Raw genomic sequence first — 22,752 nt, 5'->3', positions numbered from 1 at the left:
CTAAACAAATAGACGAGGGGGCAGCAACCACAGCAGCGTGCCGCGACCGTACTCGACCTGGGCCCAGGCGGACACCTCAAACTCCAGACAGGCCATGGCGGCAGTGGGCATCGTCGCCGCACCACCCCCCATGAAGTAGGAAATGGCGTCGGACCAGGTGGGCTGGTGGCCGACCAGCATGGCGGACCTGTAGTGGTTTGGCAGCCGATGAATCACCCCCAGCACCTGCTCGATCGAGGCTTCGTAGAGCTCGTCGGTGACCTCCTGGGGACAGCGCCAGCCGCCGGCCTCGGTGGCGAGTTCCAGGGTGGTGCGAGCCCGCACCGCCGACGAGGTGATAGCAAAATCGGGGACTTTACCCGCCGCCGCCAGCAGTTTGCCCATGGTTTTGGCGGCGGTAATACCCCGCTCGGCCACGGGGCGATCGCGATCCCGGCCAGAGCCGGCACTCCAGTCTGATTTACCGTGACGAAAGAGAATCAGGTGTTTGGTCATAGGGGGGCTGAATCGGTGCTCTGGCAATGCCCAGGCGTTGCCCTGGGACAATTTTCCTTGCCTACCTTAGGAGATTGCTCCGGTGAAAATCAATGCTACCGATAAATTTTCCGTGATATGCCTACCCATCAGGATGCCGCCCGCATGGAGAGGCCGATGCGCTTGAGCTTGGGGTCGACCTCCAGCACCCGCACCGTTACCACCTGGCCCACCTTGACAATGTCGTTGGGGTCGCTGACGAAGCGATCGGCCATCTGCGAAATGTGCACCAGCCCGTCCTGGTGAACCCCGATATCGACAAAGGCCCCAAAGTTGGTGACGTTGGTGACGCTGCCCTCCAGGGTCATTCCCGGCTTCAGGTCGGTGATGTCGTTGATGCCCTCCTGAAAGCGGGCGTAGGTAAACTGCTGGCGGGGGTCCCGACCGGGTTTCTCCAGCTCCTGCAAAATGTCGCGCAGGGTGAGTTCGCCGGCGGTGGCGGTGGTGTATTTCTGAATGTCGAGGCGCTGGAGCCGGTTGGCCGCCTGGGGAAGCTGGGTGACCGGTATGGCCAGGTCGGCGGCGATCGCATCGACGATGCCGTAGCTCTCCGGGTGCACTGCCGTGTTGTCCAGCGGGTTTTTGCCGTTGCGAATGCGCAAAAAACCCGCCGCCTGTTCGAAGGCCTTCGGCCCCAGTTTCTTCACCTTGAGCAGGTCGCGCCGCGACTGAAAGGCTCCGTTGCTGTTGCGAAATTCGACGATATTGTTGGCCACCGCCGGAGTTAGCCCCGACACGTAGGTGAGCAGCTCACGGGAGGCCATGTTCAGATCTACCCCCACGTAGTTAACGCAGCTCTCGATGGTCTCGTCGAGCTTTTGCCGCAGCCGCTTTTGGTCGACATCGTGCTGGTACTGGCCCACACCAATGGACTTGGGGTCAATTTTCACCAGCTCCGCCAGCGGGTCCTGCAGGCGACGGGCAATGCTAATCGCCCCTCGCACCGTCACATCCAGGTCGGGGAACTCTGCCGCCGCCACCTCACTGGCCGAGTAGATCGAGGCCCCCGACTCATTCACGAACACCTTTACGGGCGGGTTCGACAGGGTTTTGAGCACCTCCCCCACAAAGGCGTCGGTCTCGCGGCTGGCGGTGCCGTTGCCGATCGCGATCAGCTCGATGTGGTGCTTGCGAATCAGCCCGGCCAGGGTTTCGGCGGCCTGCTGCCGCTGCCGGGCCGACTGGTGCGGAAACACCGTCTGGTATTCCAAAAATTTGCCGGTGCCATCTACCGCGGCCACCTTGCAGCCGGTGCGAAAGCCCGGGTCTACCCCCAGGGTGGGCTTCATCCCCGCCGGGGGCGATAGCAGCAAATTCTTGAGGTTGGCCTCAAAGGTCTGAATCGACACCTCATCGGCCCAGGCTTTTTTCTCCGTCATCACCTCGCTGGTCAACGAGGGCTTCATCAGACGGCTGTAGGCGTCCTGGATCAGGGTGCGGTAGAACTGGCGAACCTCGGGCACCGGGGTTTTGATCAGCCGCTTTTCGAGGTGGTGCAAAATGGGCTCTGGCTCGACCTCCAGCCCCACTTTGAGAATGCCCTCTCGCTCGCCCCGCAGGAGCGCTAGCAGGTTGTGGGAGGCGATCGCCCGCCCGGTCGCCCGGTAGGCCCGGTACATTTCGTACTTGGTGGTGCCCTCGGGGTGGTCTTTTTTGATGCTGGCGGTGAACTGGCCCTGCTGGAGCAGGCGATCGCGCACGTACCGCCGCAGTTCGGCCCGCTCCGCCACCTGTTCCGCCAAAATATCCGCCGCCCCCTGGAGGGCATCACTGACCGACATAACCCCCTGGTCTGGCTTCACAAACGCCTGCGCGGCCTGACTCAGATTTGCCTTGCGGCCCGACAGGTTTAACGCCTCAATCTGCTGGGCCAGGGGTTCCAGGCCCTTTTCCTTGGCCATGGTGGCGCGGGTGCGGCGCTTTGGTCGGTAGGGCAGGTAGAGATCCTCCAGCTCGGTCTTTTGCTGGCAGGCCAGAATTTTGGCCCTGAGGTCGGCGGTCAGCTTACCCTGGGCGTCGATCTCCGTCAGCACCGTCTGCCGTCGATCCTCCAGTTCGGTCAAGTACTGGTGGCGTTCGGCAATCTGCCGCAGCTGCACTTCGTCCAGGTTGCCGGTGCGCTCCTTGCGGTAGCGGGCCACAAAGGGCACCGTGGCCCCTTCGGCAAACAGGTCCAGGCTGGCCTCGATCTGGGCGGGGCGCAGCTCTAGCTCGGCAGCGATGGTCCGGGCAATAGTCGTCTGGGCAGTGGTCGTCATAGAAGGCTGATCTACTCTCCGTTCTCCTGCCAGAATAGGAGAAAATCCTCAACTGATGTCACGCCCCAGAACCTGAAACCTGCATTGATAACGTGCCCCATGGCTAAGGCTACCGCCGATCGCTTCTTTGTTGCTCTACTGCCGCCCCAGCCATTGCAGGCGGAGATTACAACCATCAAGCAGGAGATCTGGCAGCGCTTTGGTAGCCAAGCCGCCCTCAGGTCGCCGCCCCACATCACTCTGCAGCCGCCTTTTTTGTGGCCCCAAGGCGACGTGACCAGGCTAGAGCAGCACCTGAACGCCTTTGCCCAAACCCAGTTTGCCATTCCGGTTCAGCTCAGGGGCTATAGCGCCTTTGTCCCTCGGGTGGTCTATATCGATGTGGTACAGACGCCGGAACTGATGGCGGTACAGCCCGCGATCGCCGCCCATCTAGAAGCAACCTGCGGCATTGTAGACCGGGTCGGCAAAACCCGCCCGTTTACTCCCCACCTCACCGTTGGCTTTCGAGACCTCAGCCCGGCTGCCTTTCGCCAAGCCTGGGCCGAGTTTGAGTCGCGCCCCTTTGAGGCTGAATTCCTGACCCAGACCCTCACGCTGCTGCGCCACGATGGCCGCGTGTGGGAAATTTTCTCTGGGTTTCCCCTCCAGCCCTCAACCGCTTGACCCAAGGGGAATACGAGATTGTGTAGAAGCCTATACAGAATAGGAATTCCCTTGACATTGCCTCAAACCGTAGCTTACTATACAGAAGTAATCAGAAATTCGTTCATCTCACTTTTCTCCAGTGAAAAAAGTGAGACGGAAGTAGGGGTTAATAGCCCCCGAAGGAACGCGCCCCAATGTTCTGATCAAGCCCTTGATCTTTTTGGAGGCGACCCCATGAAACTTACCTATCGCGGTGTTAGCTACGACTACACCCCCCCCACCGTAGAGTCCAACGTTACCGATGACGCTGGCAAATTCCGTGGCGTAGACATTCGGTTTCGCACCGTCAAAAAAGCGCCGGTCCAAAAACCCACCCTGGACATGGTCTATCGCGGTGTGGCTTACCAGTCCGGTACCCCTGAGATGGCTCCCGTGGCCGAAGCAGCCCCTGTGGTCGAAATCGCTTCCGTAGAGACTCCCGCCCCCGCTGCCGCCGCCACCCTCAATGCCGAAGATCGCGCCCGTATGCGCATGATCAACCGCCATCGCTCCGTGAAGCAGCGCCAGCAGTCAATGCTGGGCCGCCTGGCCACCGAAGCAGGACTGCCTGAAGATGCGGCCAAGTACTGGAACCACATCCAGGGCAAGGTCCACCCCAGCTTCTGGGCCACCTACAGCCGTAGCGGTGGCGCGGCTAGCTAACCGCTGCTATCGCTGGCAAGCGATTAAGGCCATTTCTGGGTGACAACCCTGGAAATTACCTAAGGCCCCGCTAGAGCAATCCAGCGGGGCTTTTGTCTTGGATGGGAGAACGGGTTAGAGGGATTGGGTCAGCTCCAGGGCCTGGTCGAGGGCGGCGGTGGCTGTCTCGCGGTTTGAGTCGCCAAACCAGCCTCGGGCCGCGTCGGTCAGGGTAGCGATCGCCCCCCGCACCCCCCCTCGCCGGGCAGCGGCTGGGGGGCCATAGCTCTGGGCGATCGCAATGAAGGCCTGGGCCCGGTAGGTTTGGTCGCCGATGGACTCGGCCACCTGCAAGGCCAGGTCGAGCTGCCGCTGCTGGGCAAATTCACGCGCGATCGCGGGCCGCAGCCACTCAACGGGCTGGGCCGCGATCGCCTGGTCGGCCTGCCCTGCCCTGGCTTGGGCGATAGCCAGCTCAGAATCAAAGCCCTCTAAACCATTCGCCTGCACAATCTGCCAGGCCTGGTCGGGCTGCCCCGCCTCCAGATAGCCCAGGGCCACCTCGGCAAAAATGCCCTGCACCTGCTCAGCCTGCACCAGCGCCCAGGCCTGGTCGGGCTGCTGGTTGGCCAGGTGGTACCGGGTAATTTCCACCAGGGCGGTATTGCGGCGGCTGCCGCTGGCCTGCGCCAGGGCTACCGCAGCGGCTAGATCCCCGGCCTCGGCCTGGGCGATCGCCATCTGCTGAAAGGCTAGCTCTCGCTCTATCCCCGGCTGGATGGCCTGGACAATGGGGCGAGCCTGCTCCAGATCCCCCAGGCGGGCGTAGGCCGCGGCCACCCGGCCCAGGGCATCGCCCCGGCTGTAGCCGGTATCCTCAGGCAGGGCCTGGGCGGCGGTGAGGGTGGTGGCCAAAATGGCCTCCGCCTGGGGCCTTTGACCTAGCTCGGCCCACAGCAGGGCGGCATCGATGGCATAAATGGTCGGATCGAGGGCATAGGGCTGGGCCGGGAGCGCCTCAATTTGCGGCAGGGTCTGGTCGAGAACCGCGATCGCCTCCGTCCCGGCGTCAATGGCCGCCAGTTCCCTGGCCATCCGCAACCGGGCCAGAATTTGCATCGAAGCGCTCCCCTCCGACGCCCCCAGGGTATTGGTGCTCTCCAGGGCCGCATCCAGCACCTGGCGCGCCAGGTGACTGTGCCCTGCCCCGCGCAGTCGTTCCGCTATGGCCACCAGGGTCAGCGATCGGTAGTCCGTATCCGCTACGGGTATGGTCTGGGCCTGGGCGATCGCCTGGTCGAGTAGCTCAGCCGCCCGCCGCCCCCGCCCTGCCCCCGCCAGGTGCCCCGCCAGGTCCGCCAGGGCAATGGGGTCCCCCAGAGATCGGCCCAGCTCTAGCGCCAGGTCGAGGTGCCCCGCCTCGGCGTATTCGCGGGCCCGGTTCAGCAACGACTCCGTGGGCGAGGTGGCGCTGCTGCTACAGCCGGTATCTGCCTGGCGCTGGGCCGTGGCAATGGCTTCGGCCAGCAGCGTTTGGCCCTGGCGCTCTTGCCCAATCAGCAGGTAGCTCCCCGCTACCTTAGCCAGCGGATTAGCCTGAAAGCACTGAAAAACCATGGCCTGGGTCGATTCCAGGGCCTGATTGGCTACGGTGTTCCATCGCTGGGTATGGTTTAAGGCCGCGTATTCAAAGGCGATATCGGCCAACAGGGTGGCCCTGACATCGGCGGTCTCAATGGTTTGGGCCTGGGCGGGGGAGATAACTATGGCTCCCAGGGCGATCGCTGCCAGGGGAACGGCCAGACAGGGCGAAGGAAAGACCGTACTGTTGACCATGGGGTAGCTCGCAGGGCTGGGTGGGGTTGGTGGTACCCCTGACGCAGGAACCGTGAGCTAGGTTTCGCTGACTAGGTTTCGCTGACTAGGTTTCGCTGATTAGGGGCAGTAGAGGGTGTCGCGGGTGTTGCGCCCGGTCACCGGGTTGGTGCCCTCGGCTACGGCACAGAGCATCTTGTTCACCTTGGGGTCGAGCAGGACGTCGGTAAAGTCGGCCCCGGTAATGGTGGCCTCGCGGAAGTCGGTGCCAAAGGCGTAGGCCCCCTCCAGAATGGCGTCGGTGAGGTTGGCCTGAAAGAACCGGGCTCCGTCGAGGGTGGCGCCGGTCATATCGGCCCCGGTCATGTCGGCGCGGGCCAGGGTGGTATCGAACAGGCGCACGCCGCGCAGGTTGGTGTGGCTCATGTCGGCGTCGGCCATGTCGGCGCGGGTGTAGTCGTTGCCGCGCAGGTCCTGGTTTGACCAGTCAGACTTTCTCAGGTTTTGGCGATCGTAGCTGGTGGCCGCAGCCGGGCTGACCCAGCTAACGCAAAGGGTTAGCACCATCAGCGTGGCTACCAACATTCGGCACAGGCTGGATCGACTGACCATGGCTCCTAAGTACGCTCAAATCCTACATCTTTGAGTCTACAGGTTGAGCTGGGGCAAACCAAGGCCTCCAGCGGTTAGGTCTTGGGGCTTTTCCAGGCGAGGGTAGCGGAATGCTAAGCCTAGACCAGTCTGTAAAGTATACAATCTGGCCCTCATCCCCCAACCCCTTCTCACCAAGGGAGAAGGGGAGCTAGATTCAGAACCCCTCTCCCCTCGGGAGAGGGGCAGGGGTGAGGGTACAAGGTCACAGCTATGGACAGTTATTTCCACGGAGTACCTTAGGCGGCAAACAAGTGGCTAAAATCGCTGTTTTCGGGCAGGTTAAGCTTAAACACCTCACTCAGCACCGTTTCTAGCTCGGCGGCATTGGCAAGACGGCGTTTTTCGGTGGTTCCCGCCAGAGAATGGGTGGTGAGTTCGCTATTGCGCAGGCCGTAGCGGCGTTCGCCATCGACCCGAGCCGCAATCAGGGTGTTGACAAACAGCGAGGTGGGGTGGGTGGACACATGCCAGTTGCTCACCCCGTAGTCGCAGGGATACTGGGGTTGCAGGTCAAACTGGTACAGCGGTTTCCAGGTTTCGGCCAGCTGCACCTGAAGCGTATACAGCCCCTCGGTCTCGACCAGCCGAAAGCGCTCGTGGGGGGTCTCCTGCACCAGGTTGGGCACCAGCCGCAGTGGCGCGGTCAGGGTCAGCCCGCCAAAGCCCACGTCGGCGATGTGGGGTTCGCCCGCAATCTCCACCAGCAGCACCATATGACTGCGGGGAGTAACGGTGTCGGGGGGCAGGTTCCACAGCACCCTGGCCCCCAGCCCGGTGAACCTGAACCCCAGGGTGGTGAGCACCGCCTGCAGCAGTCCGTTTTGCTCAAAGCAGTAGCCACCGCGCCCGCTATACACCAGCTTTTGCACCAGCGCGGGCAGATCGAGGGGCACAGGCTGACCCAGAAACGAGCTGAGGTTTTCGAAGGCGATCGCCTGGGGATGGTGCCAGTGAATGCCCTGCAATGTGGCCAGGGTAGGGGTGCGATCGCCGCTATAGCCAATGCGCTGACAGTAGGCGTCCAGCTCAGCCGCCGCAAGGGGAGTAGCCACAGAATGTTGGTCTCAATATTGGTCTTAACAACAGACTCTCTAGTCTAATCGGTATGGCCGGGAAGGGGGGGCTTCGGGGGCCATTGCGCCAGCGGCCGTTTCGGTGTTGGATTGTTCTGATAACGTCTTTTTGTAATGGGCACCCGTGCCGTTGCCCGCCCCTGCCATGAGCGTCGTTCTCTACAACACCCTGTCTCGCCAGAAAGAACCCCTCGAAACCCTGGAGCCGGGCCGGGTGAAGATGTACTGCTGCGGTGTGACGGTGTACGACTACTCCCACCTGGGCCACGCCCGCTGCTACGTGGCCTGGGACACCGTGCGGCGCTACCTGCTGTGGCGGGGCTACGCCGTCCACTACGTGCAAAACTTCACCGACATCGACGACAAAATTCTCAACCGGGCCAAGACTGAAAACTCCACCATGCAGACGGTAGCCGAGCGCTACACCGCCGCCTATCTCGAAGATATTGCCCGCCTGAATGTGATGGAGGCCGACGAGTACACCTACGCCACTAAAACCCTGGACGGCATTCAGCGATTGATCGGCGAACTGGAAACCAAGGGCTACGCCTACCCCGCCAACGGCGATGTGTACTATGCCGTCCGTAAGTTCGAGGGCTACGGCAAACTCTCAGGCCGCAAGCTCGACGACATGCAGGCCGGGGCCAGCGGCCGGGTAGCGGCGGAGGACTCGATCAAGCAGGACCCCTTCGACTTTGCCCTGTGGAAAGGGGCAAAAGAGGGCGAACCCTTCTGGGAGTCCCCCTGGGGGCCGGGCCGACCGGGCTGGCACATCGAGTGCTCGGCCATGATCCGCGATCGCCTGGGGGACACCATTGATATTCATATGGGCGGCGGCGACCTGGTATTTCCCCACCACGAAAACGAAATTGCCCAGTCGGAGGCCGCCACAGGCCACCCCCTCTCCCGCTACTGGATGCACAACGGCATGGTGAACGTGGGCGGTGAGAAGATGTCCAAGTCCCTCGGCAACTTCACCACCATCCGCGACCTGCTAGATGCCCCCAACGGCCCCGACCCCATGGCGGTGCGGCTGTTTTTGCTCCAGGGCAGCTACCGCAAGCCGGTAGATTTTACCGACGAGGCGATCGCCGCCGCCCAAACGAGCTGGGGTACTCTCCAGGACGGGCTGCGGTTTGGCTACCAGTTTGGGGCCAGGCTGGGCTGGGCCGATGTGGAAGATGGGGCCTTTGGCGATCCGGCGGCCATGCGGATTGACCGGGAGAGCGAACCCGTCCGGGCCTTCCAGACCGCCATGGATGACGACTTCAACACCGCTGGCGGGCTGGCGGTGCTGTTTGACCTGGCCAAGGACCTGCGCCGGACGGGCAATGTGATTACCCACACGGGCGAGGCCGATCGCGACAGTGCCACCCTGCGCCAGCAGTGGCAAACCCTGGTCTGCCTGGCCCAGGTGCTGGGGTTAGAGGCCCAGCCAGAGAGCGGGGAGGCTACTGAATCTGGGCTCTCCGATGGCGAGATTGAAGCGCTGCTGACCCAGCGGCGGGAGGCCAGGGCAGCGAAGAACTTTGCCGAGGGCGATCGCATCCGCGACCAACTCCAGGCCGCAGGCATCACCCTGATCGACAAGCCCGGCGGCGTCACCGAGTGGCACCGCTAGGGTAACCACTGGCGACCCAGGGCCACAAAGAACTCCCGGTGCTGGCGAAACAGGGTGTAGCCGTAGACGGCGATGATGGCCAGCAGACAGAGGTGGGCCAGGGTGCCGTAGGTGCCAATGATGTCGCCGGGAGTCCAGCCGTGGGCATTGATGAGCTGGTTCATATCGCCGTGGTCGGCCTCGCCCCATAGACTGCCAAAGGGAATCGAGGCTTTGCCCCTGGGCACCTGCTGCCACAGCCACAGTTGGCCCCAGAAGCAAAAAGCTGCCCCTACCACTACCGGGAAACGGTAAAAATCCCAGCGGAAATACTCGGGCAGGGGAAAGTAAAAACTCACCATCAGCAGGGCCGACAGGTAAATTTCGCCGCCCACGCCGCCGAAGGAGAGCAGCATGTCGAAGGTGTTGGCGGAAATCAGCCAGGTCATCATGAATTGGAGGATCGCCAGCCCCACCGCCAGCCCCATGGGCCAGCGCTTGCCCTCCCGCCGCCCCGCCCAGTAGAGCAGGCCCAAGAGAACTAGAATGCCGACGTAAACAAACAGCGATCGCCGCGGGTCCACACTGGTCCAGCCGATGGGCAGCGGAATCGCTCGCCGTCCCGCCAGCCAGGCCACGGTGGCGTGACCAAACTCATGGATCCAGATTTTGATCCCCCACAGCAGCCCATTGACGATGGGCATGGCGTTCATCACCATGCCCAGCAGCAGCAGCAGCGGGAAGATCAGCCCGTTGCTGTAGGGGTTGTCGAAGGCCAGAAGGTCGGTGTCGTCTCGGGCAGCCAGGGGAGCCGGGCGGGACCGGGTAGAGGGGCGCGATCGCCGGACTGCCGGTTCCCAATTCCAATCTTCCCCAAGCTTCCCTAGGACCGCTGGTGGGGGCTCCATTGCCGGGGGAGTTTCCAGGTGGGTTTTTAGAGTGGTAAAGGCCCACTTGAGGGGCTCCAGGGCGGCGCGATGGTCCGAGACCGGCCCCAAAGGGCCATCGCCCCGCCGCAGCAACTCCGCCCGCCGCTTGAAGTACACCGCTTCCACCTGGTCCAGGTCTGCCCCCTGGGGCAGACCCAGTTCCCCGTAGGCCCGCACCACCGCCGGGGGCAGGGCGGGCTCGGCCCCCAGGTCCGCCGCCGACCAGGGCCGTTCTGGGGCGGGTTCGGCGGCGGGTGCCTCTGGTTCTGGGGTTGCGGGTTTGGTGGGTACGGGCTCGGGCGATGGGGCCAGATCTGCGGCCAGAGACAGCAGGGCAATTTCCTCGCTCCAGGCGGGTTGGGCAAAGCCAATCTGTTCCCCGTAGAGCTGGAGAATACCCAGGGTGGGCACCTGCAATCGTTCAATCGCCCGGCGCACGTAGGCCACGGTAGCCGGTTGGGCCGGGGCCGGGCTGGCGGTAAACCACAGCCGCAGGCAGTAGCTCTCCCGCTCCCCCCGCACCGTAATCCCCTTGGTTTTTAACGAGCTGTTGAGCAGGGCGACGATGGCCGCCACATCTCCATCCCTAGCCTGCTCCAGTAGTGAGGGTGACGTCATCGGCATTCTGGTGGTAATCGGCGTTGTCCTCCAGGGTACCCAGACCACCCGCCTAAGGAATGCCAGCCCCTAGGAACTGGCGATCGCGGCTTCAGGTGCAACTTCCTTGCCGTTATTGTCGAGGGCCAGGGACTCGTCGAACGCCTGACTGTTGCGAATTGCGCGCTCCAGCAACAGGTTCAGCGCCGTCCGCACGGCAATGATCATTACCAGCCGGGCAATCTCTTCCCACTGGCTCGACAGCATCGTTTTGAGAATACTGGCTCCGACTAGAAAACTCAGCCCCAGCGAGAAGGCATAGCCCATAGCCAGACGACTGCGCTGAAAAGCGGTGGTGGTTTGCGGCCTGAACAGTGACGATCGCAGAAAAATTACCAGAGCCCGAACAATACCCACCGAGATCACAAAGATCGCCAGCAGTTGGCAGGTGCTGATCAAAATTCCGCTCAAGGCCCACACCAGGTCGGCCAGGTTGGTGCCCAGTAGTTGTATGTCCATAGTCTAAATTCTAGAGGCATTCCTCCAGGCACAGCAAAACTCGGCCAGGGCGTTGAGCGGCTGCGGTCAAGCTAAGATCGCTCTAGGGCGTGCCATCGCGATTGGGAGCAAGGATGTTGTCTGGGGGTTTAGTCATTGCAGGCGAGCGCAGCGGCGTGGGCAAAACCACCGTTACCCTGGCCCTGCTGGCCGCCCTGGCGCAGAAATCGGAGCGGGTGCAGTCGTTCAAGGTGGGGCCAGACTACATCGACCCCATGTTTCACCGCCAGGCGACGGGCCGCCCCTGCTACAATCTCGACCCCATTCTCACCTCAGAGACCTACGTGCAGCAGTGCTTTGCCCACCGCTGCCGCGATGCCGAGTTTGCCCTGGTCGAAGGAGTCATGGGCCTGTTTGACGGTGCGTCAGGGCGATCGGATGTGGCCAGCACTGCCCACGTGGCCCGGCTACTGAACCTGCCCGTGCTGCTGGTGGTGGACTGCGGGCGACTGTCGCGATCGGTGCTGGCGATTATCCACGGCTACCGCACCCTGGATCCTCGGGTGCAGATCGCCGGGGTAGTGCTGAATCGGGTGGGCAGCGATCGCCACCTCGACCTGCTCACCGAGGCGATCGCCAGCCTGGATATCCCCATTCTGGGGGTGCTGCGGCGCCAGGATGCGATCGCCCTGCCCGACCGTCACCTCGGCCTCGTTCCCACCGCCGAACTGCCCCAGTTGCCCGACATTCTCGATCGCCTCGCCACCCTCGGCCACACCAGCTTCACCTGGACTGCCCTCATCCCCCTCCTCACCCTTCACCCCTCCCCCTCATCCCCCTCATCTCCCTCATCCCCCCCCCACCTCATCTCCTCATCTCCCCCCACCCCCAAGCCCCGCCTCGCGATCGCCCAGGACGCTGCCTTCAGCTTCTACTACCCCGACAACCTGGACATTCTCACCGCCCTGGGAGCCGAACTGGTGCCCTGGAGCCCGCTACAGGAGGAGCACCCGCCCGCCGATATCGATGGCCTGTACTTTGGCGGTGGGTTTCCTGAGATGTTCGCCGCGGCACTGGCGGCCAACCAAGGGCTGCGAACCCAGCTAAAAGTGCTCCTGCAGGCAGGATTGCCCGCCTACGCCGAGTGCGGCGGGCTGATGTACCTGGCCACCACCCTGATCGACTTGGACGATCGGCCCTGGCCTATGGTGGGGCTGTTGCCGACCACCGTGCGGATGCAATCACGGCTTACCCTGGGCTACCGCAGGGCGAAGGTTCAGCGGCCCAGCGTTTTGTTGGCCGAGGGGCAAACGGTGTGGGGGCACGAGTTTCATCGGTCTCAGACCGACCGGTTGCCAGACTGCCCGGTTTACCAACTCCAGCGCTACGGAGCTGAGCAACCCCACGGGGCCGAGGGCTGGAGTTTGCATCGGGTGCAGGCCTCGTACCTGCACCTGCACTGGGGCGGCTGCCCGGAGGTGGCCCAGGCGCTGGTGACGGCTTGCTCCCGATACCGCCAGAACCGGGAGCAAGCGGCATAAAAACAGCCCCTTCCCCGCCTGGAGAAGAGGCCGCTGACTCGCACTTACCGAATTGCGCGTGACCGATCGCGGTCGACTGCGTCCTAGCTGAAAACCTTACAGGTAGGCCTGGCCCAGCATGGTAGACGCGGTGATGTGGCGCTGGGTTGTCCAGCGATCGTCGCTGGCTGCCTCAGACCCCTGCAGACCGGGTACATAGCCACCGCCCAGAGCCTGGCTCAGCTGCACCAACTGTTCAGAATTCCAGGGTTTGCTGATTTGACGCTTCATAATGCCTCCTTTTCCTTACATAAGCATGGTAACAAAACTGTATTTCCGTATACCAAATACAATGTTTATGCTTTGCATGAGAAGGTTTGATGCATTATCTATCCAGGGAGTGAGGCGGCCCAATTCTGCGTCAACGCCACCCCATTTCCCTGGGCCTGAATTGACTAATCCCCAAAGCCAGAAATGACGGTTTTGGCCGATTCAATCGCTTCAGAAAGAAGAGTGGCGTGCTCGGTTAGGGACGCCGTACCAGCGGCGGGGTCGGCGGTATCGAGGGCCGCTGTATCTTTAGAGAGCAGCGCGATCGCGCCAGAAACCTCTTCAAAAGCTTTTTGCAACTCGTCAAATTTGGTGCCCAGTTGAGCATCAATCGCCTCTTTGAGCTGGGCGGGAGCCCCCTCCAGGGTTGACTTGAATGTAGACGTATCGGCCACCAGGGCATCAAAAGCCGTCGAAGCGGTATCTAGCGCAGTCTTGGAGCTTTCAATTTTTGGATCGAGGGCGGTGGCGCTGGTGGCGGTGGGGGCCGCTGCCGCCTTAGCTAGCTGCTTAGTCAGGTCTTTAGTTACTGACTTAAGCGGCTTTACAGCTTCAGAAAACGAATCTTCCAGGACATCTGAATAGTCGTCTAACACCGTTTCCACAAAATCCTGGGCCGCCTTAGTCATTTTGAGATCCATGGTTTCGCTCACGGTGCCCTTCGGCGCCGCCAGGGCCTGAGACGAGGCCCCAGGTCCGCCCCAACAGACTAGGGTGATGACCAAAACCCCAGCCGCTACCCCTGCGAGGATCCGACCAGTGAGTTGATGCAAATGAGTCAGCATAAACCTGTTCCTAATAACCCTAAAGAACTGTGAACTGTGAGCCGCCAATTAAACGCCACTGCAACGTTTGGCGTCGATGTTACGCAGATGTTACGCAAAAGCTATCTGCAGCAACCGCATAACCAAAACAACCTGGAAAACAGCAAATCCACCTGACCAAAACCCTGAAGTCCTTGCCCTCCCCTCTGACCACAATGCAAACAATTATGGGGAGCAAAACACAGCCTTAGACTCAGGAATTGTGCAGCGGTGTTTCTGTATACAGTCCACAAGCAATTTACACAATCGCCCTGAATTTTTCAATAAGCACACAAAAATCAAAAGACTCTCTCAAGATTTTTGCCCCCTGGCAGGTCCCTATCGTCTTGCACCCCTGGGTAAGCTCAAGTCATCTAGACGGGCTGCAAGCCGCTGCTGGACCCTGATTAGTGCTATGGTATGACCTATATATTCGTCGAAATTTAGGAGTTTAGCTGTGGTTGAGCCGTTGCTGAGTGGCATTGTTCTCGGGTTGATTCCGGTTACCCTAGCTGGGCTGTTTGTGGCTGCCTATATGCAGTATCGCCGGGGCAACCAGTTCAATCTGTAGTAGGTAGACCCAGCGCCAAATAGGCACTGCCCACCGCCGCCTCAACCGAGGCGGCGGTTTTGATTGGTACCGGCATCAGCCCGGCCCGCAGCTGTCCCCAGGTCTCGTTGGCAGCACCGCCTCCAGCGGTATAGATCTGCCGCAGTGGCGAGGCTCCCAGCTCAGCCAGCAGGGTGTAGCCCCGCCGCTCGATGCGGGCCATGCCCAGCAGCAGACCGTGCAAAAATTCGGCATCATCCTCGGGGCGAGGGGTAAGACGGGGGGGGAGATTGGGATCGTTGGTGGGGAATCGCTCTCCCGGTTGGGACAGGGGGTAATAGTCGAGGGTCGTGGGCACCGCAGGGTCGATCTGCTGGCTCAGGGTCGCTAGCGCATCTCGATCGAAGAAGGTTTCGAGCACGGCACCGCCAGTATTGGACGCACCGCCCACCAGCCAGAGGTGGCCCAGGCGGTGGCTGTAGATGCCGTACTCTGCTGCATCGATGCGGCGATCGCTGAGCAGCTTGATCACCAGGGTCGAGCCCAGCGAGGTCACGCCATCGCCAGGGGCACTGGCCCCACTGGCGAGAAAGGCCGCAATGCTGTCGGTGGTTCCGGCCACCACCTGGCAATGGGGCGACAGTCCAAACCGCTGGGTGATCGCGGCTGTCACCGGCCCCACCCGCTCCCCCGGAGCCACCACCCGAGGCAGCACAGCACTCCAGGGCTGCCGCAGCATGTCTGGCGGATAGCCTTGGTTGCCCACGTCATAGCCGAGCTTGAGGCTATTGTGGTAGTCGCTCAGGCCCCACTGACCGTGGATCTGGGCGCTGAGCCAGTCGGCCTGGTGCAGCAGGTAAGCCGCTTGCGACCAGAGATCGGCGGACAGGCTCTGGTGCCACCAGATCAGCTTGGCCAGGCTGGAGGTAGCGCTGGCGGCGGGGCTGTTGGGAGCGATCGCCTTCAGCGTAGCCAGGCTTTCGGGGCAGGGGTGGTTGTAGAGCAGCGGCGGGGTCAGAGCGGCTCCGCTGCGATCGCACAACACCACCGTTCCCGAAGTGCCGTCGATGGCGATTTTTCCGATCTGGGGGGCGATCGCCCCCGGCAGAGCCCCCAGCAGCTCAAACAGCGCCTGTCGCCAGCCCTCAGGGGCGGGTTGAGCGGGGTAGGGTTGTCGCTCCTGCCAACAAAGATGCCGCTGCGGATCGACCACAGCGGCACGCACCCCAGAGGTGCCAAAGTCTAGGCCCAAGGCTAGGGGCAGGTGAGTCACAGCCCAGTGGGCACTACGGATCGCCTCATCCTCAGCCTGGCTTAAATGCTAATTTCACTCAGGGAGCGAGTCATGTAGTCGAAGGGATAGTCCACGACGGAAGGGTCGGTAACGCCGGCCTCCTGCGCCTTGGCCTTCACAATATCCTTCATGATGTTGATGCCGATGACCGTGGGGGCAATGGGCACTCCGAGGGAGTTGTAGGTCTCGCGCAGCCCGGTCAGCACCCGCTCGTCGAGCACATCGGGGTTGCCCGCCACCAGGGCGTAGCTGCCGTAGCGCAGGTAGTAGTCCATGTCGCGCAGGCAGGCGGCATAGCGGCGGGTGGTGTAGGCATTGCCGCCGGGACGAATCAGCTCGGGCACCTGGGCAAACAGCGTAACGCCCGCCTCTTTGACAATGCCCGCCGCGTTGGCGCTGATTACCGCCGCTGCCTTAATGCGATCGAGGCCGCTGTCAAAGTAAGACTTAATCGAGTCGAGGGCGTTGCTATCGAGGTAGCGTCCGGTGTTGTCGTAGGTCCTGATCAGCGTGGTGACAGCGTCCCGCATAGATGGTTTCTCCCAACTCTCACTTGGCAAACAGCATTTTAATAAACGGTTGCAGGCGTGGTGCGCCCACCCCTGGCCAGAGGCTTCAGACTCTACAGCAGCCAGGTTTTATCCTCGAAAGAGTTTACCACGGGGGCTTGGCCCCTGAAGGAGAAGCGCCGCTGGAGCCTCAGCTTTATGAGTGAATTGTTACAAAACAACATGGTCTGTCATGGAGCTTTTGTTGGCTTTCCCTGACAAAAAGTAGTGGCGGATACAAAATCGGCCAACCCCTCTCCCTAGGATGATTCAGATGAGTTGATGCCTGTGAAACCCGCAGCGTCGGTATGCCCGTGTCGATAAACATGGGTATTGCTTGTCTAGTGACGATCTGGGCCATCGCAGTGGGACAAACCAGTTAGTGCTAGGGCATCATCAGCGACGTGTTAAATCGGTTCTCCCGAAGTTTGAACGCTAAACGAGGCTAAGGAGTAGTTCATGGCAACCCCAGCAGACATCCTGAAACGCATTGAGGATGAAGGCATTGAGTTAATCGACCTGAAATTTATTGACATGCCGGGCATCTGGCAGCACCTCACCGTGCACAAGAGCCAGATCGATGAGAGTAGCTTCAGCGATGGGGTGGCCTTCGACGGCTCCAGCATTCGCGGCTGGAAGGCCATCAACGAGTCGGACATGATGATGGTGCCCGACCCCGACACCGCCTGGATCGATCCCTTCATGGCGGAGCCGACCCTGAGCCTGATCTGCACCATTAAGGAGCCTCGCACGGGCGAACTGTACTCCCGCTGCCCGCGCGCGATCGCGACCAAAGCCATTGAGTACCTCAAGTCCACCGGCATTGGCGACACCGCTTTCTTTGGCCCCGAGGCTGAGTTCTTCATCTTCGACGACGTGCGCTTCGACCAGAACGAGCACTCGGCCTACTACTACGTCGACAGTGTCGAGGGTCGCTGGAACACCGGCAAAGAAGAAGTGGGCGGCAACCTGGGCTACAAGCCCCGCTACAAGGAGGGCTACTTCCCCGTCGCCCCCACCGACACCTCCCAGGACATGCGCAGCGAAATGCTGCTGACCATGGCCCGCCTAGGGGTCCCGATCGAGAAGCACCACCACGAGGTGGCCACCGGCGGCCAGTGCGAACTGGGCATCCGCTTCGGTGAGCTGATCCAGGCCGCTGACTGGCTGATGATCTATAAGTACTGCATCAAGAACGTCGCCAAGAAGTACGGCAAGACCGTCACCTTCATGCCCAAGCCCCTGTTCAACGACAACGGCTCCGGCATGCACACCCACCAATCGATCTGGAATGGCGGCCAGCCCACCTTTGCGGGCGATCGCTACGCCGGTCTGAGCCAGACCGCCCTGTGGTACATCGGCGGCATCCTCAAGCATGCCCCCGCCCTGCTGGCGCTGACCAACCCCACCACCAACTCCTACAAGCGTCTGGTGCCCGGCTTTGAAGCGCCGGTGAACCTGGCCTACTCCCAGGGCAACCGCTCCGCCTCGGTGCGCATTCCCCTCTCTGGCGACAACCCCAAGGCCAAGCGCCTGGAGTTCCGCTGCCCCGATGCCACCTCCAACCCCTACCTGGCCTTTGCCGCCATGCTCTGCGCCGGTATCGACGGCATCAAGAACCAGATCGACCCCGGCGACCCGCTGGATGTGGACATCTATGACCTCAGCCCCGAGGAACTGGCCAAGATTCCCTCTACCCCCGGGTCTCTGCTGGATGCCCTCAAGGCCCTGGAAGCCGACCACAGCTTCCTGACCAGCACCGGCGTGTTCACCGAAGACTTCATCAGCAACTGGATCGAGTACAAACTCGACAACGAAGTCAACCCCATGCGTCTGCGGCCCCACCCCTACGAGCTGGCTCTCTACTACGACTGCTAGAGGTAGGAAGCTTGATGGGTTGGGCTGATTTCTGCCTGAGGCAGCGATCGCCTGAATAGGCCATCAACAAAGAGGCTGGGGATCATTCCCTGGCCTCTTTGCTATGTTGACCAGATTTTTTAGTTGGGCCTGATAAGTCAGGGGAGCTGGCTTGGTACCAGGGCAAGCTTGGTTGCCCCAGAGCGATTACACTGGTGAAGGGGCGCAGACCCAGATCCCGTTGCAAAGCAGCTATGAACTTTTTGACAAATTTAATTCCCGGTCGGGCCGAGACGGCCACCCTCCCCAAGCGCAGCCGCCGGGTGCGCGGCATAGAGCTAAAGAGTGAGGCCGAGCTAGAAATTATGCGCGGGGCGGCCCGCATTGTGGCCACGGTGCTAAAGGAGATTGAGGCGCTGGTGCAGCCGGGGATGACCACCGCCGATCTCGATGCCTACGCCGAAAAGCGCATTCGCGAAATGGGGGCCACCCCCAGCTTCAAGGGCTACCACGGCTTCCCGGCCTCAATCTGCGCCTGCATCAATGACCAGGTAGTCCACGGGATTCCCAGCAAGCGCCAGACCATTCGCCGGGGCGACCTGCTCAAGGTAGATACAGGGGCCTACTACAACGGCTTCCACGGTGACTCGTGCATCACCATTGCGGTGGGCGAGGTGTCTGCGGTGGCCAAACAGCTAATGACGGCGGCCGAGGCAGCGCTCTACGCTGGCATTGCCCAGGTGAAGCCGGGGAATACGCTGCTGGATATCGCTGGGGCGATCGAAGACTGCGTCGCCAGCTACGGCTTTGCCGTGGTGGAAGACTTCACCGGCCACGGCGTGGGCCGCAACCTGCACGAGGCCCCCTCGGTATTCAACGTCCGCACCCGCCAGCTGCCCAACGTGAAGCTGCGGCCCGGGATGACCCTGGCGATCGAACCGATTCTGAACGCCGGGTCGAAGCAGACCCGCACGCTGAAGGACCAGTGGACGGTGGTGACGGTGGATCGCAGCCTGTCGGCCCAGTTTGAGCACACGGTGCTGGTCAGCGAGACGGGGTACGAGATTCTGACCGATCGCGCCCAGGTGCCGGTAGCGCTGGCTTCCTAGTATTGGCGGGCAGAAATATAACCACCCTTGCTGTGGGTATTGGGTGTCGGGTGCCAGGTGTCAGGCATGGTTGGCCAACTTATGCCGCAGAGTACTAGGGAAATTGAGGCGTTGCTGGATTCAAGCATGAACTTGAGTAAGGGCAAACGGCCGTTTGCCCCTATGAGAACGCCATCCAGTCCACTAAGTGCCGGTGGCACCAGCCTCCTGCGCCACGTTTTCGATCCTGAGGCAGTCGCTCTGCCCGGCGAGTTCGGTGGCGATAGTGACGGTGAAGGCTCTGGCCTCGCTGGCGCTGGGAAATTGATGGCTGGCAACGGCCTGTAGCGCGCGATCGTCCACCACGCCGTAGCCTGAGCTGCGCAGCACCACGGGCTGGCTGCGGACGGTGCCACTGGGGCTAACCAGTACCCCGGCTTGCACAGGGCCAGGGGGTTCTGAGAGGCAGGCGCGTTGAACAACGGTCACCGCCAAGTCCTCGGGGGCGGGGGCGGGGGTGAGGTCGCTCAGCCCGGTTTCGGTGCGGATGGTCTGTTGCCACTGGCTCAGGTTTTGCTCGTAGGCAGCGGTGGTGGTGGCCTCAGCGGTGTAGGTGACCCGCTGGAGAATAGCGGCCCTCAGCTGCTCGATTCGCTCGGGGGATAGGCTAAGTCCGGCAACATAGGCTCGCAGGCGCTCCCCCAAATCACCTTCAAACAGTGGCTGGCTGGCGGATGGGGCAGATGGGGGAGCCGGGGGGGTGGCAGGAGTGGCAGAGGGCGGGCTGTCCGCCGAAGTACTGGGCGGAACCGCACCATTAGCGCGAGGCGTAGACTGCGTAGTACCCCCGCGGGGCCGAGCGGCGGCAGGGGAGGCCTGGGCTGGTCTTACCGGCGTACTTGGCCTGGTGGGCTGGGGCTGTACTGGCGTGGCGGCTGTACCTACCGTGGCTGGCGCTACGGCTGGGGCTAAAGGGGGCGGAGCGGCCTCGGTGTCAGGGGTGCCTGCCGGAGGTACGCGGGTGATGGCCACGCTATCCTGCTCGGGGTCGGGCGGCGGAATCACGACGTCGGACGACGAACCCGAGGGCAGCATCAGCACCAGGCCGTGGAGGGCCAGCGAGGCCAGCAGCATGGGAGCCAGCAGCTGCCGTAGGGGCCGGGACGGCTTGGAGGCAGTAAAGCGATTGCGGGGAGGAGAGGTCATGCTGGGGGTAGTCATGCTGGCGTAACAGAGCTTTTACTAGCTTACAGGGGAAGAATTTGATTGTTAGGGGAAGGGGCGCGATCGCCTAATAGTCATCCGTGCTTAGCCAACCCTGGGGTCAGTGTTCCAAATGATCACTAGGCCGGTACTGGCAGGGTTACCCACGCCAACTCCAGCCACCGAAATAAAGAGTACAGGCTGGCCCCCCTTCAAGACTTGAAATAGCGTTCGGCCACAGTAGCCCCCCGGCACTTCACTGACCTGAAACTCGGGGGCAGGAAACGTCCGAGGAATATCCTGGCGCTCAATGAACTCAATGTTGCGGGTGAGGAAGCGAACATCGATTGCACCGGGCCGCAGGGCAAAGCGATCGGCGTTGATCTCAGTAAAAAAGCACTGCTGCTCCGCTGCCGACCAATCCTTGATGCCCTGGCGCGTGAGAAACGCCACGCTGGGAAACGACGTGGCCGTAGAGTCAAAGTCGCTATCGCCTGCGCCCCGGGTCAGGCGAGAAAAAATCGCGGTCACCTCCTCGTCCTGCACAAATGCCGCGGGCTGTTCTGGCGGGGCCTCAAAGGCGGCCTCTGTGAACGGTGCAGCCTCAGCCGGGGCCGGGGCTGCTGCCGGGGTGATGGGATACACCTCCGGAATCACCGGCTGGGTTGGGGCCGTCGGGGCTTGGGCCTGGGTGGGCGGCGGGGCCGCCTCCGGGGGTGGGGCGGCGAGGGGTTCGGGTTCGGGCTCGGGCTCAGGGGCGGCGAGGCTACTGATACTCAGCAGGTCGACAAACTCCTCCTCGCTCGCCGCTTCTTCTACCTCCGGCGCTGGGCTAGAGGGCAGCGGTGCCAACAACAGCAGCCCATGGGCCAGCACCGACAGGCCAAATAGCGGTGCCAACAACCGCTTGAGCTGGGCCCAGCCCTTGAGGCGGCGCGGCTTTGGCGGCGGTGGGGGCCAATCCGGCTGGGGGGCTGGCAATTTTACGGATTCCCCGAGGGTCATGGGCGTAGTCATCGTCGTGGCAGTGTTTTGTGAAATTTGGGGTCTAAGGACTAGCTACCGCAAAGCCCCTGGGAATGAGCTGGCTTCCCAAGGGCTAAAAGTAGGAGTGCGAAGCGATCGCACTCCTAGAAAGCAGCCTGACCTCTAGAGGCCAGCGCGAATGGCGGTGTAGCGCTCGGAGGGCAGGGCCACATAGCCAGTCTCAGGCACCAGTTCTTCGGCGTTGTCAAGCATGAACTCGACGAAGGCACGAACCTGGGGGTTGTTCTCAAAGCTGCTCTTCTTCACGTAGAAGTAGATGGTTCGAGACAGGGGAGTGTAGGTGCCATCTAGCAGGGTTGCTTCGCTAGGCCGCACACCGTTGACCGCCACAGAGCGGAGGGTGTCGCGGTTTTCTTCGTAGTAAGCGTAGCCAAAGTAGCCGAGGGCGTTGACATCGCGGGCTACGCCGAGCACCAGGATGTTGTCGTCTTCGCTGGCGGTGAAGTCGGCCCGGCTAGAGGCGGCTTCACCAACAATGTAGGTGGTGAAATAGTCGAAGGTGCCGGAGTCAGTGCCGGGGCCAAACAGGTTCAAAGGCGCGTTGGGCCAGCTGGGGTCAATCTGGTTCCAGCGAGTGATGCGGCCTTCGGCAGCGGGTTCCCAAATTTGCTTCAGCTGCTCAACGGTGAGGCTAGTGGCCCAGGTATTGTTGGGGTTGATCACCACAGTCAGAGCGTCGAAGGCGATGGGCACTTCCATGTACTCGATGCCAGCAGCTCTACAAGCTTCGACCTCGGATTCGCGGATCGTACGAGAGGCTCCGGTGATGTCTAGCTCGTCATTGCAAAACTTGCGGAAGCCACCGCCGGTACCTGACACCCCTACGGTGACCTGGGTGCCACGGCTTGCGGCCATAAATTCTTCGGCCATCACTTCAGAGATGGGAAAAACGGTGCTGGAACCATCAACCGTTATGGAGCTGCCACTCTGGGAAAAGGCGCTGGGTGCCGCTACTCCAGCGGCGATGGCGGCAGTAACTACCCCGGCTAGCGCATAGCGATTAAATTTTTGTCGGCTCAACATACAACACTCTCCGTGGCGTTCTAAAGAGATTCAAATTCGCCATTCATGAGCGTAGAGTACAAAGCCTAAGACGGGTTGATAGGATAAATAAGCGATGGCTTAGCGAAGATTAAGAAAAGATTAGCTAGACCTTGAAAATTAACTACGTCCATAGATCAGTCGATATTGACAAAAAATATGAATGTATGTGCTTGCCCTTGGG

The 22,752-nt window shown here is 61.7% G+C and carries 21 protein-coding genes and 1 riboswitch; of the genes, 7 read left to right on the top strand and 14 right to left on the bottom strand.

What is annotated here, in order from left to right; all coding sequences use genetic code 11:
- A complete protein-coding gene (locus tag NF78_RS05315) occupies positions 1 to 495 on the bottom strand; it encodes a SixA phosphatase family protein (RefSeq protein WP_035985199.1) in 495 nt (164 codons plus the stop codon).
- A 128-nt stretch (positions 496 to 623) separates the two neighbouring features.
- Positions 624 to 2,792, bottom strand: coding sequence for a Tex family protein (locus tag NF78_RS05310; protein WP_035985198.1), 2,169 nt, complete (start codon positions 2,790 to 2,792; stop codon positions 624 to 626).
- 99 nt (positions 2,793 to 2,891) lie between these two features.
- On the opposite strand from NF78_RS05310, the gene NF78_RS05305 reads away from it, so the two are divergent.
- Both NF78_RS05305 and NF78_RS05300 read left to right on the top strand, forming a co-directional pair.
- Complete coding sequence (locus NF78_RS05305) at positions 2,892 to 3,458, top strand: 2'-5' RNA ligase family protein (RefSeq protein ID WP_035985197.1); 567 nt, start codon at positions 2,892 to 2,894, stop codon at positions 3,456 to 3,458.
- A 98-nt stretch (positions 3,459 to 3,556) separates the two neighbouring features.
- A riboswitch (Glutamine riboswitch) is annotated at positions 3,557 to 3,631 on the top strand.
- 43 nt (positions 3,632 to 3,674) lie between these two features.
- Positions 3,675 to 4,142 (top strand): DUF4278 domain-containing protein, encoded by a 468-nt coding sequence (locus NF78_RS05300; RefSeq protein WP_035985196.1) that lies wholly within the window; start codon positions 3,675 to 3,677, stop codon positions 4,140 to 4,142.
- Between the two features lie 114 nt (positions 4,143 to 4,256).
- On the opposite strand, the gene NF78_RS32860 is transcribed toward NF78_RS05300, so the two are convergent.
- The 3 genes from NF78_RS32860 to NF78_RS05285 form a co-directional block, all read right to left on the bottom strand.
- Positions 4,257 to 5,957 (bottom strand): hypothetical protein, encoded by a 1,701-nt coding sequence (locus NF78_RS32860; protein ID WP_035985195.1) that lies wholly within the window; start codon positions 5,955 to 5,957, stop codon positions 4,257 to 4,259.
- 99 nt (positions 5,958 to 6,056) lie between these two features.
- Positions 6,057 to 6,548, bottom strand: a complete 492-nt coding sequence (locus tag NF78_RS05290; protein ID WP_035985194.1) for a pentapeptide repeat-containing protein — start codon at positions 6,546 to 6,548, stop codon at positions 6,057 to 6,059.
- 278 nt (positions 6,549 to 6,826) lie between these two features.
- Entirely contained in the window at positions 6,827 to 7,642 is an 816-nt protein-coding gene (locus NF78_RS05285) for an arylamine N-acetyltransferase family protein (RefSeq protein WP_035985193.1), read from the bottom strand.
- Between the two features lie 166 nt (positions 7,643 to 7,808).
- Between NF78_RS05285 and cysS the strand changes: the two genes are divergently transcribed.
- On the top strand, positions 7,809 to 9,284 hold the full coding sequence (gene cysS / locus NF78_RS05280; RefSeq protein WP_035985192.1) for a cysteine--tRNA ligase: 1,476 nt from the start codon (positions 7,809 to 7,811) through the stop codon (positions 9,282 to 9,284).
- Here the strand turns inward: cysS and NF78_RS28030 are convergent.
- Both NF78_RS28030 and NF78_RS05270 read right to left on the bottom strand, forming a co-directional pair.
- Positions 9,281 to 10,810 (bottom strand): hypothetical protein, encoded by a 1,530-nt coding sequence (locus NF78_RS28030; RefSeq protein ID WP_156119658.1) that lies wholly within the window; start codon positions 10,808 to 10,810, stop codon positions 9,281 to 9,283. The two genes, cysS and NF78_RS28030, sit on opposite strands and share 4 nt — an antisense overlap.
- 69 nt (positions 10,811 to 10,879) lie before the next feature.
- A complete protein-coding gene (locus NF78_RS05270) occupies positions 10,880 to 11,308 on the bottom strand; it encodes a DUF1622 domain-containing protein (RefSeq protein ID WP_052049828.1) in 429 nt (142 codons plus the stop codon).
- 113 nt (positions 11,309 to 11,421) lie between these two features.
- Here NF78_RS05270 and NF78_RS05265 point away from each other — a divergent pair, with 113 nt between their 5' ends.
- Positions 11,422 to 12,828: a cobyrinate a,c-diamide synthase gene (locus NF78_RS05265; RefSeq protein ID WP_035985191.1), complete on the top strand. Its 1,407-nt coding sequence runs from the start codon at positions 11,422 to 11,424 to the stop codon at positions 12,826 to 12,828.
- 96 nt (positions 12,829 to 12,924) lie between these two features.
- On the opposite strand, the gene NF78_RS30875 is transcribed toward NF78_RS05265, so the two are convergent.
- Both NF78_RS30875 and NF78_RS05260 read right to left on the bottom strand, forming a co-directional pair.
- Positions 12,925 to 13,098, bottom strand: a complete 174-nt coding sequence (locus NF78_RS30875; RefSeq protein WP_156119657.1) for a hypothetical protein — start codon at positions 13,096 to 13,098, stop codon at positions 12,925 to 12,927.
- Between the two features lie 164 nt (positions 13,099 to 13,262).
- Positions 13,263 to 13,922 carry a hypothetical protein gene (locus NF78_RS05260; protein WP_156119656.1) on the bottom strand — a complete coding sequence of 220 codons (660 nt, stop codon included), beginning with the start codon at positions 13,920 to 13,922 and terminating at the stop codon, positions 13,263 to 13,265.
- A 475-nt stretch (positions 13,923 to 14,397) separates the two neighbouring features.
- On the opposite strand from NF78_RS05260, the gene petG reads away from it, so the two are divergent.
- On the top strand, positions 14,398 to 14,511 hold the full coding sequence (gene petG / locus NF78_RS05255) for a cytochrome b6-f complex subunit V (protein WP_035985189.1): 114 nt from the start codon (positions 14,398 to 14,400) through the stop codon (positions 14,509 to 14,511).
- Here petG and NF78_RS05250 read toward each other — a convergent pair.
- Positions 14,501 to 15,763 (bottom strand): FGGY-family carbohydrate kinase, encoded by a 1,263-nt coding sequence (locus tag NF78_RS05250; RefSeq protein WP_318655446.1) that lies wholly within the window; start codon positions 15,761 to 15,763, stop codon positions 14,501 to 14,503. The genes petG and NF78_RS05250 overlap by 11 nt on opposite strands.
- A gap of 41 nt (positions 15,764 to 15,804) precedes the next feature.
- On the bottom strand, positions 15,805 to 16,314 hold the full coding sequence (gene apcB, locus NF78_RS05245) for an allophycocyanin subunit beta (RefSeq protein ID WP_035985188.1): 510 nt from the start codon (positions 16,312 to 16,314) through the stop codon (positions 15,805 to 15,807).
- Between the two features lie 477 nt (positions 16,315 to 16,791).
- Here apcB and glnA point away from each other — a divergent pair, with 477 nt between their 5' ends.
- Both glnA and map read left to right on the top strand, forming a co-directional pair.
- Positions 16,792 to 18,210: a type I glutamate--ammonia ligase gene (gene glnA, locus NF78_RS05240; protein WP_035985187.1), complete on the top strand. Its 1,419-nt coding sequence runs from the start codon at positions 16,792 to 16,794 to the stop codon at positions 18,208 to 18,210.
- Positions 18,211 to 18,443: 233 nt separating this feature from the next.
- A complete protein-coding gene (gene map / locus NF78_RS05235; protein ID WP_035985185.1) occupies positions 18,444 to 19,298 on the top strand; it encodes a type I methionyl aminopeptidase in 855 nt (284 codons plus the stop codon).
- A 183-nt stretch (positions 19,299 to 19,481) separates the two neighbouring features.
- On the opposite strand, the gene NF78_RS05230 is transcribed toward map, so the two are convergent.
- The 3 genes from NF78_RS05230 to NF78_RS05220 form a co-directional block, all read right to left on the bottom strand.
- Positions 19,482 to 20,483, bottom strand: a complete 1,002-nt coding sequence (locus tag NF78_RS05230) for an energy transducer TonB (protein ID WP_156119655.1) — start codon at positions 20,481 to 20,483, stop codon at positions 19,482 to 19,484.
- Positions 20,484 to 20,585: 102 nt separating this feature from the next.
- A complete protein-coding gene (locus tag NF78_RS05225) occupies positions 20,586 to 21,497 on the bottom strand; it encodes a hypothetical protein (protein ID WP_156119654.1) in 912 nt (303 codons plus the stop codon).
- Positions 21,498 to 21,629: 132 nt separating this feature from the next.
- A complete protein-coding gene (locus tag NF78_RS05220; protein ID WP_072015978.1) occupies positions 21,630 to 22,550 on the bottom strand; it encodes a PstS family phosphate ABC transporter substrate-binding protein in 921 nt (306 codons plus the stop codon).
- Between the last annotated feature and the right edge of the window lie 202 nt (positions 22,551 to 22,752).

Source organism: Leptolyngbya sp. KIOST-1 (assembly GCF_000763385.1).
Lineage (GTDB): Bacteria > Cyanobacteriota > Cyanobacteriia > Phormidesmidales > Phormidesmidaceae > Nodosilinea.
This window is presented reverse-complemented; position numbering and strand designations above follow the sequence as displayed.

Excerpts from the sequence above, each read along its gene's own strand:
- NF78_RS05315 (WP_035985199.1), bottom strand. The coding sequence starts at position 495 with ATGACCAAACACCTGATTCTCTTTCGTCACGGTAAATCAGACTGGAGT.
- NF78_RS05310 (WP_035985198.1), bottom strand. The coding sequence starts at position 2,792 with ATGACGACCACTGCCCAGACGACTATTGCCCGGACCATCGCTGCCGAG.
- NF78_RS05305 (WP_035985197.1), top strand. The coding sequence starts at position 2,892 with ATGGCTAAGGCTACCGCCGATCGCTTCTTTGTTGCTCTACTGCCGCCC.
- NF78_RS05300 (WP_035985196.1), top strand. The coding sequence starts at position 3,675 with ATGAAACTTACCTATCGCGGTGTTAGCTACGACTACACCCCCCCCACC.
- NF78_RS32860 (WP_035985195.1), bottom strand. The coding sequence starts at position 5,957 with ATGGTCAACAGTACGGTCTTTCCTTCGCCCTGTCTGGCCGTTCCCCTG.
- NF78_RS05290 (WP_035985194.1), bottom strand. The coding sequence starts at position 6,548 with ATGGTCAGTCGATCCAGCCTGTGCCGAATGTTGGTAGCCACGCTGATG.
- cysS (WP_035985192.1), top strand. The coding sequence starts at position 7,809 with ATGAGCGTCGTTCTCTACAACACCCTGTCTCGCCAGAAAGAACCCCTC.
- NF78_RS28030 (WP_156119658.1), bottom strand. The coding sequence starts at position 10,810 with ATGACGTCACCCTCACTACTGGAGCAGGCTAGGGATGGAGATGTGGCG.
- NF78_RS05270 (WP_052049828.1), bottom strand. The coding sequence starts at position 11,308 with ATGGACATACAACTACTGGGCACCAACCTGGCCGACCTGGTGTGGGCC.
- NF78_RS05265 (WP_035985191.1), top strand. The coding sequence starts at position 11,422 with ATGTTGTCTGGGGGTTTAGTCATTGCAGGCGAGCGCAGCGGCGTGGGC.
- NF78_RS30875 (WP_156119657.1), bottom strand. The coding sequence starts at position 13,098 with ATGAAGCGTCAAATCAGCAAACCCTGGAATTCTGAACAGTTGGTGCAG.
- NF78_RS05260 (WP_156119656.1), bottom strand. The coding sequence starts at position 13,922 with ATGCTGACTCATTTGCATCAACTCACTGGTCGGATCCTCGCAGGGGTA.
- apcB (WP_035985188.1), bottom strand. The coding sequence starts at position 16,314 with ATGCGGGACGCTGTCACCACGCTGATCAGGACCTACGACAACACCGGA.
- glnA (WP_035985187.1), top strand. The coding sequence starts at position 16,792 with ATGGCAACCCCAGCAGACATCCTGAAACGCATTGAGGATGAAGGCATT.
- map (WP_035985185.1), top strand. The coding sequence starts at position 18,444 with ATGAACTTTTTGACAAATTTAATTCCCGGTCGGGCCGAGACGGCCACC.
- NF78_RS05230 (WP_156119655.1), bottom strand. The coding sequence starts at position 20,483 with ATGACCTCTCCTCCCCGCAATCGCTTTACTGCCTCCAAGCCGTCCCGG.
- NF78_RS05225 (WP_156119654.1), bottom strand. The coding sequence starts at position 21,497 with ATGACTACGCCCATGACCCTCGGGGAATCCGTAAAATTGCCAGCCCCC.
- NF78_RS05220 (WP_072015978.1), bottom strand. The coding sequence starts at position 22,550 with ATGTTGAGCCGACAAAAATTTAATCGCTATGCGCTAGCCGGGGTAGTT.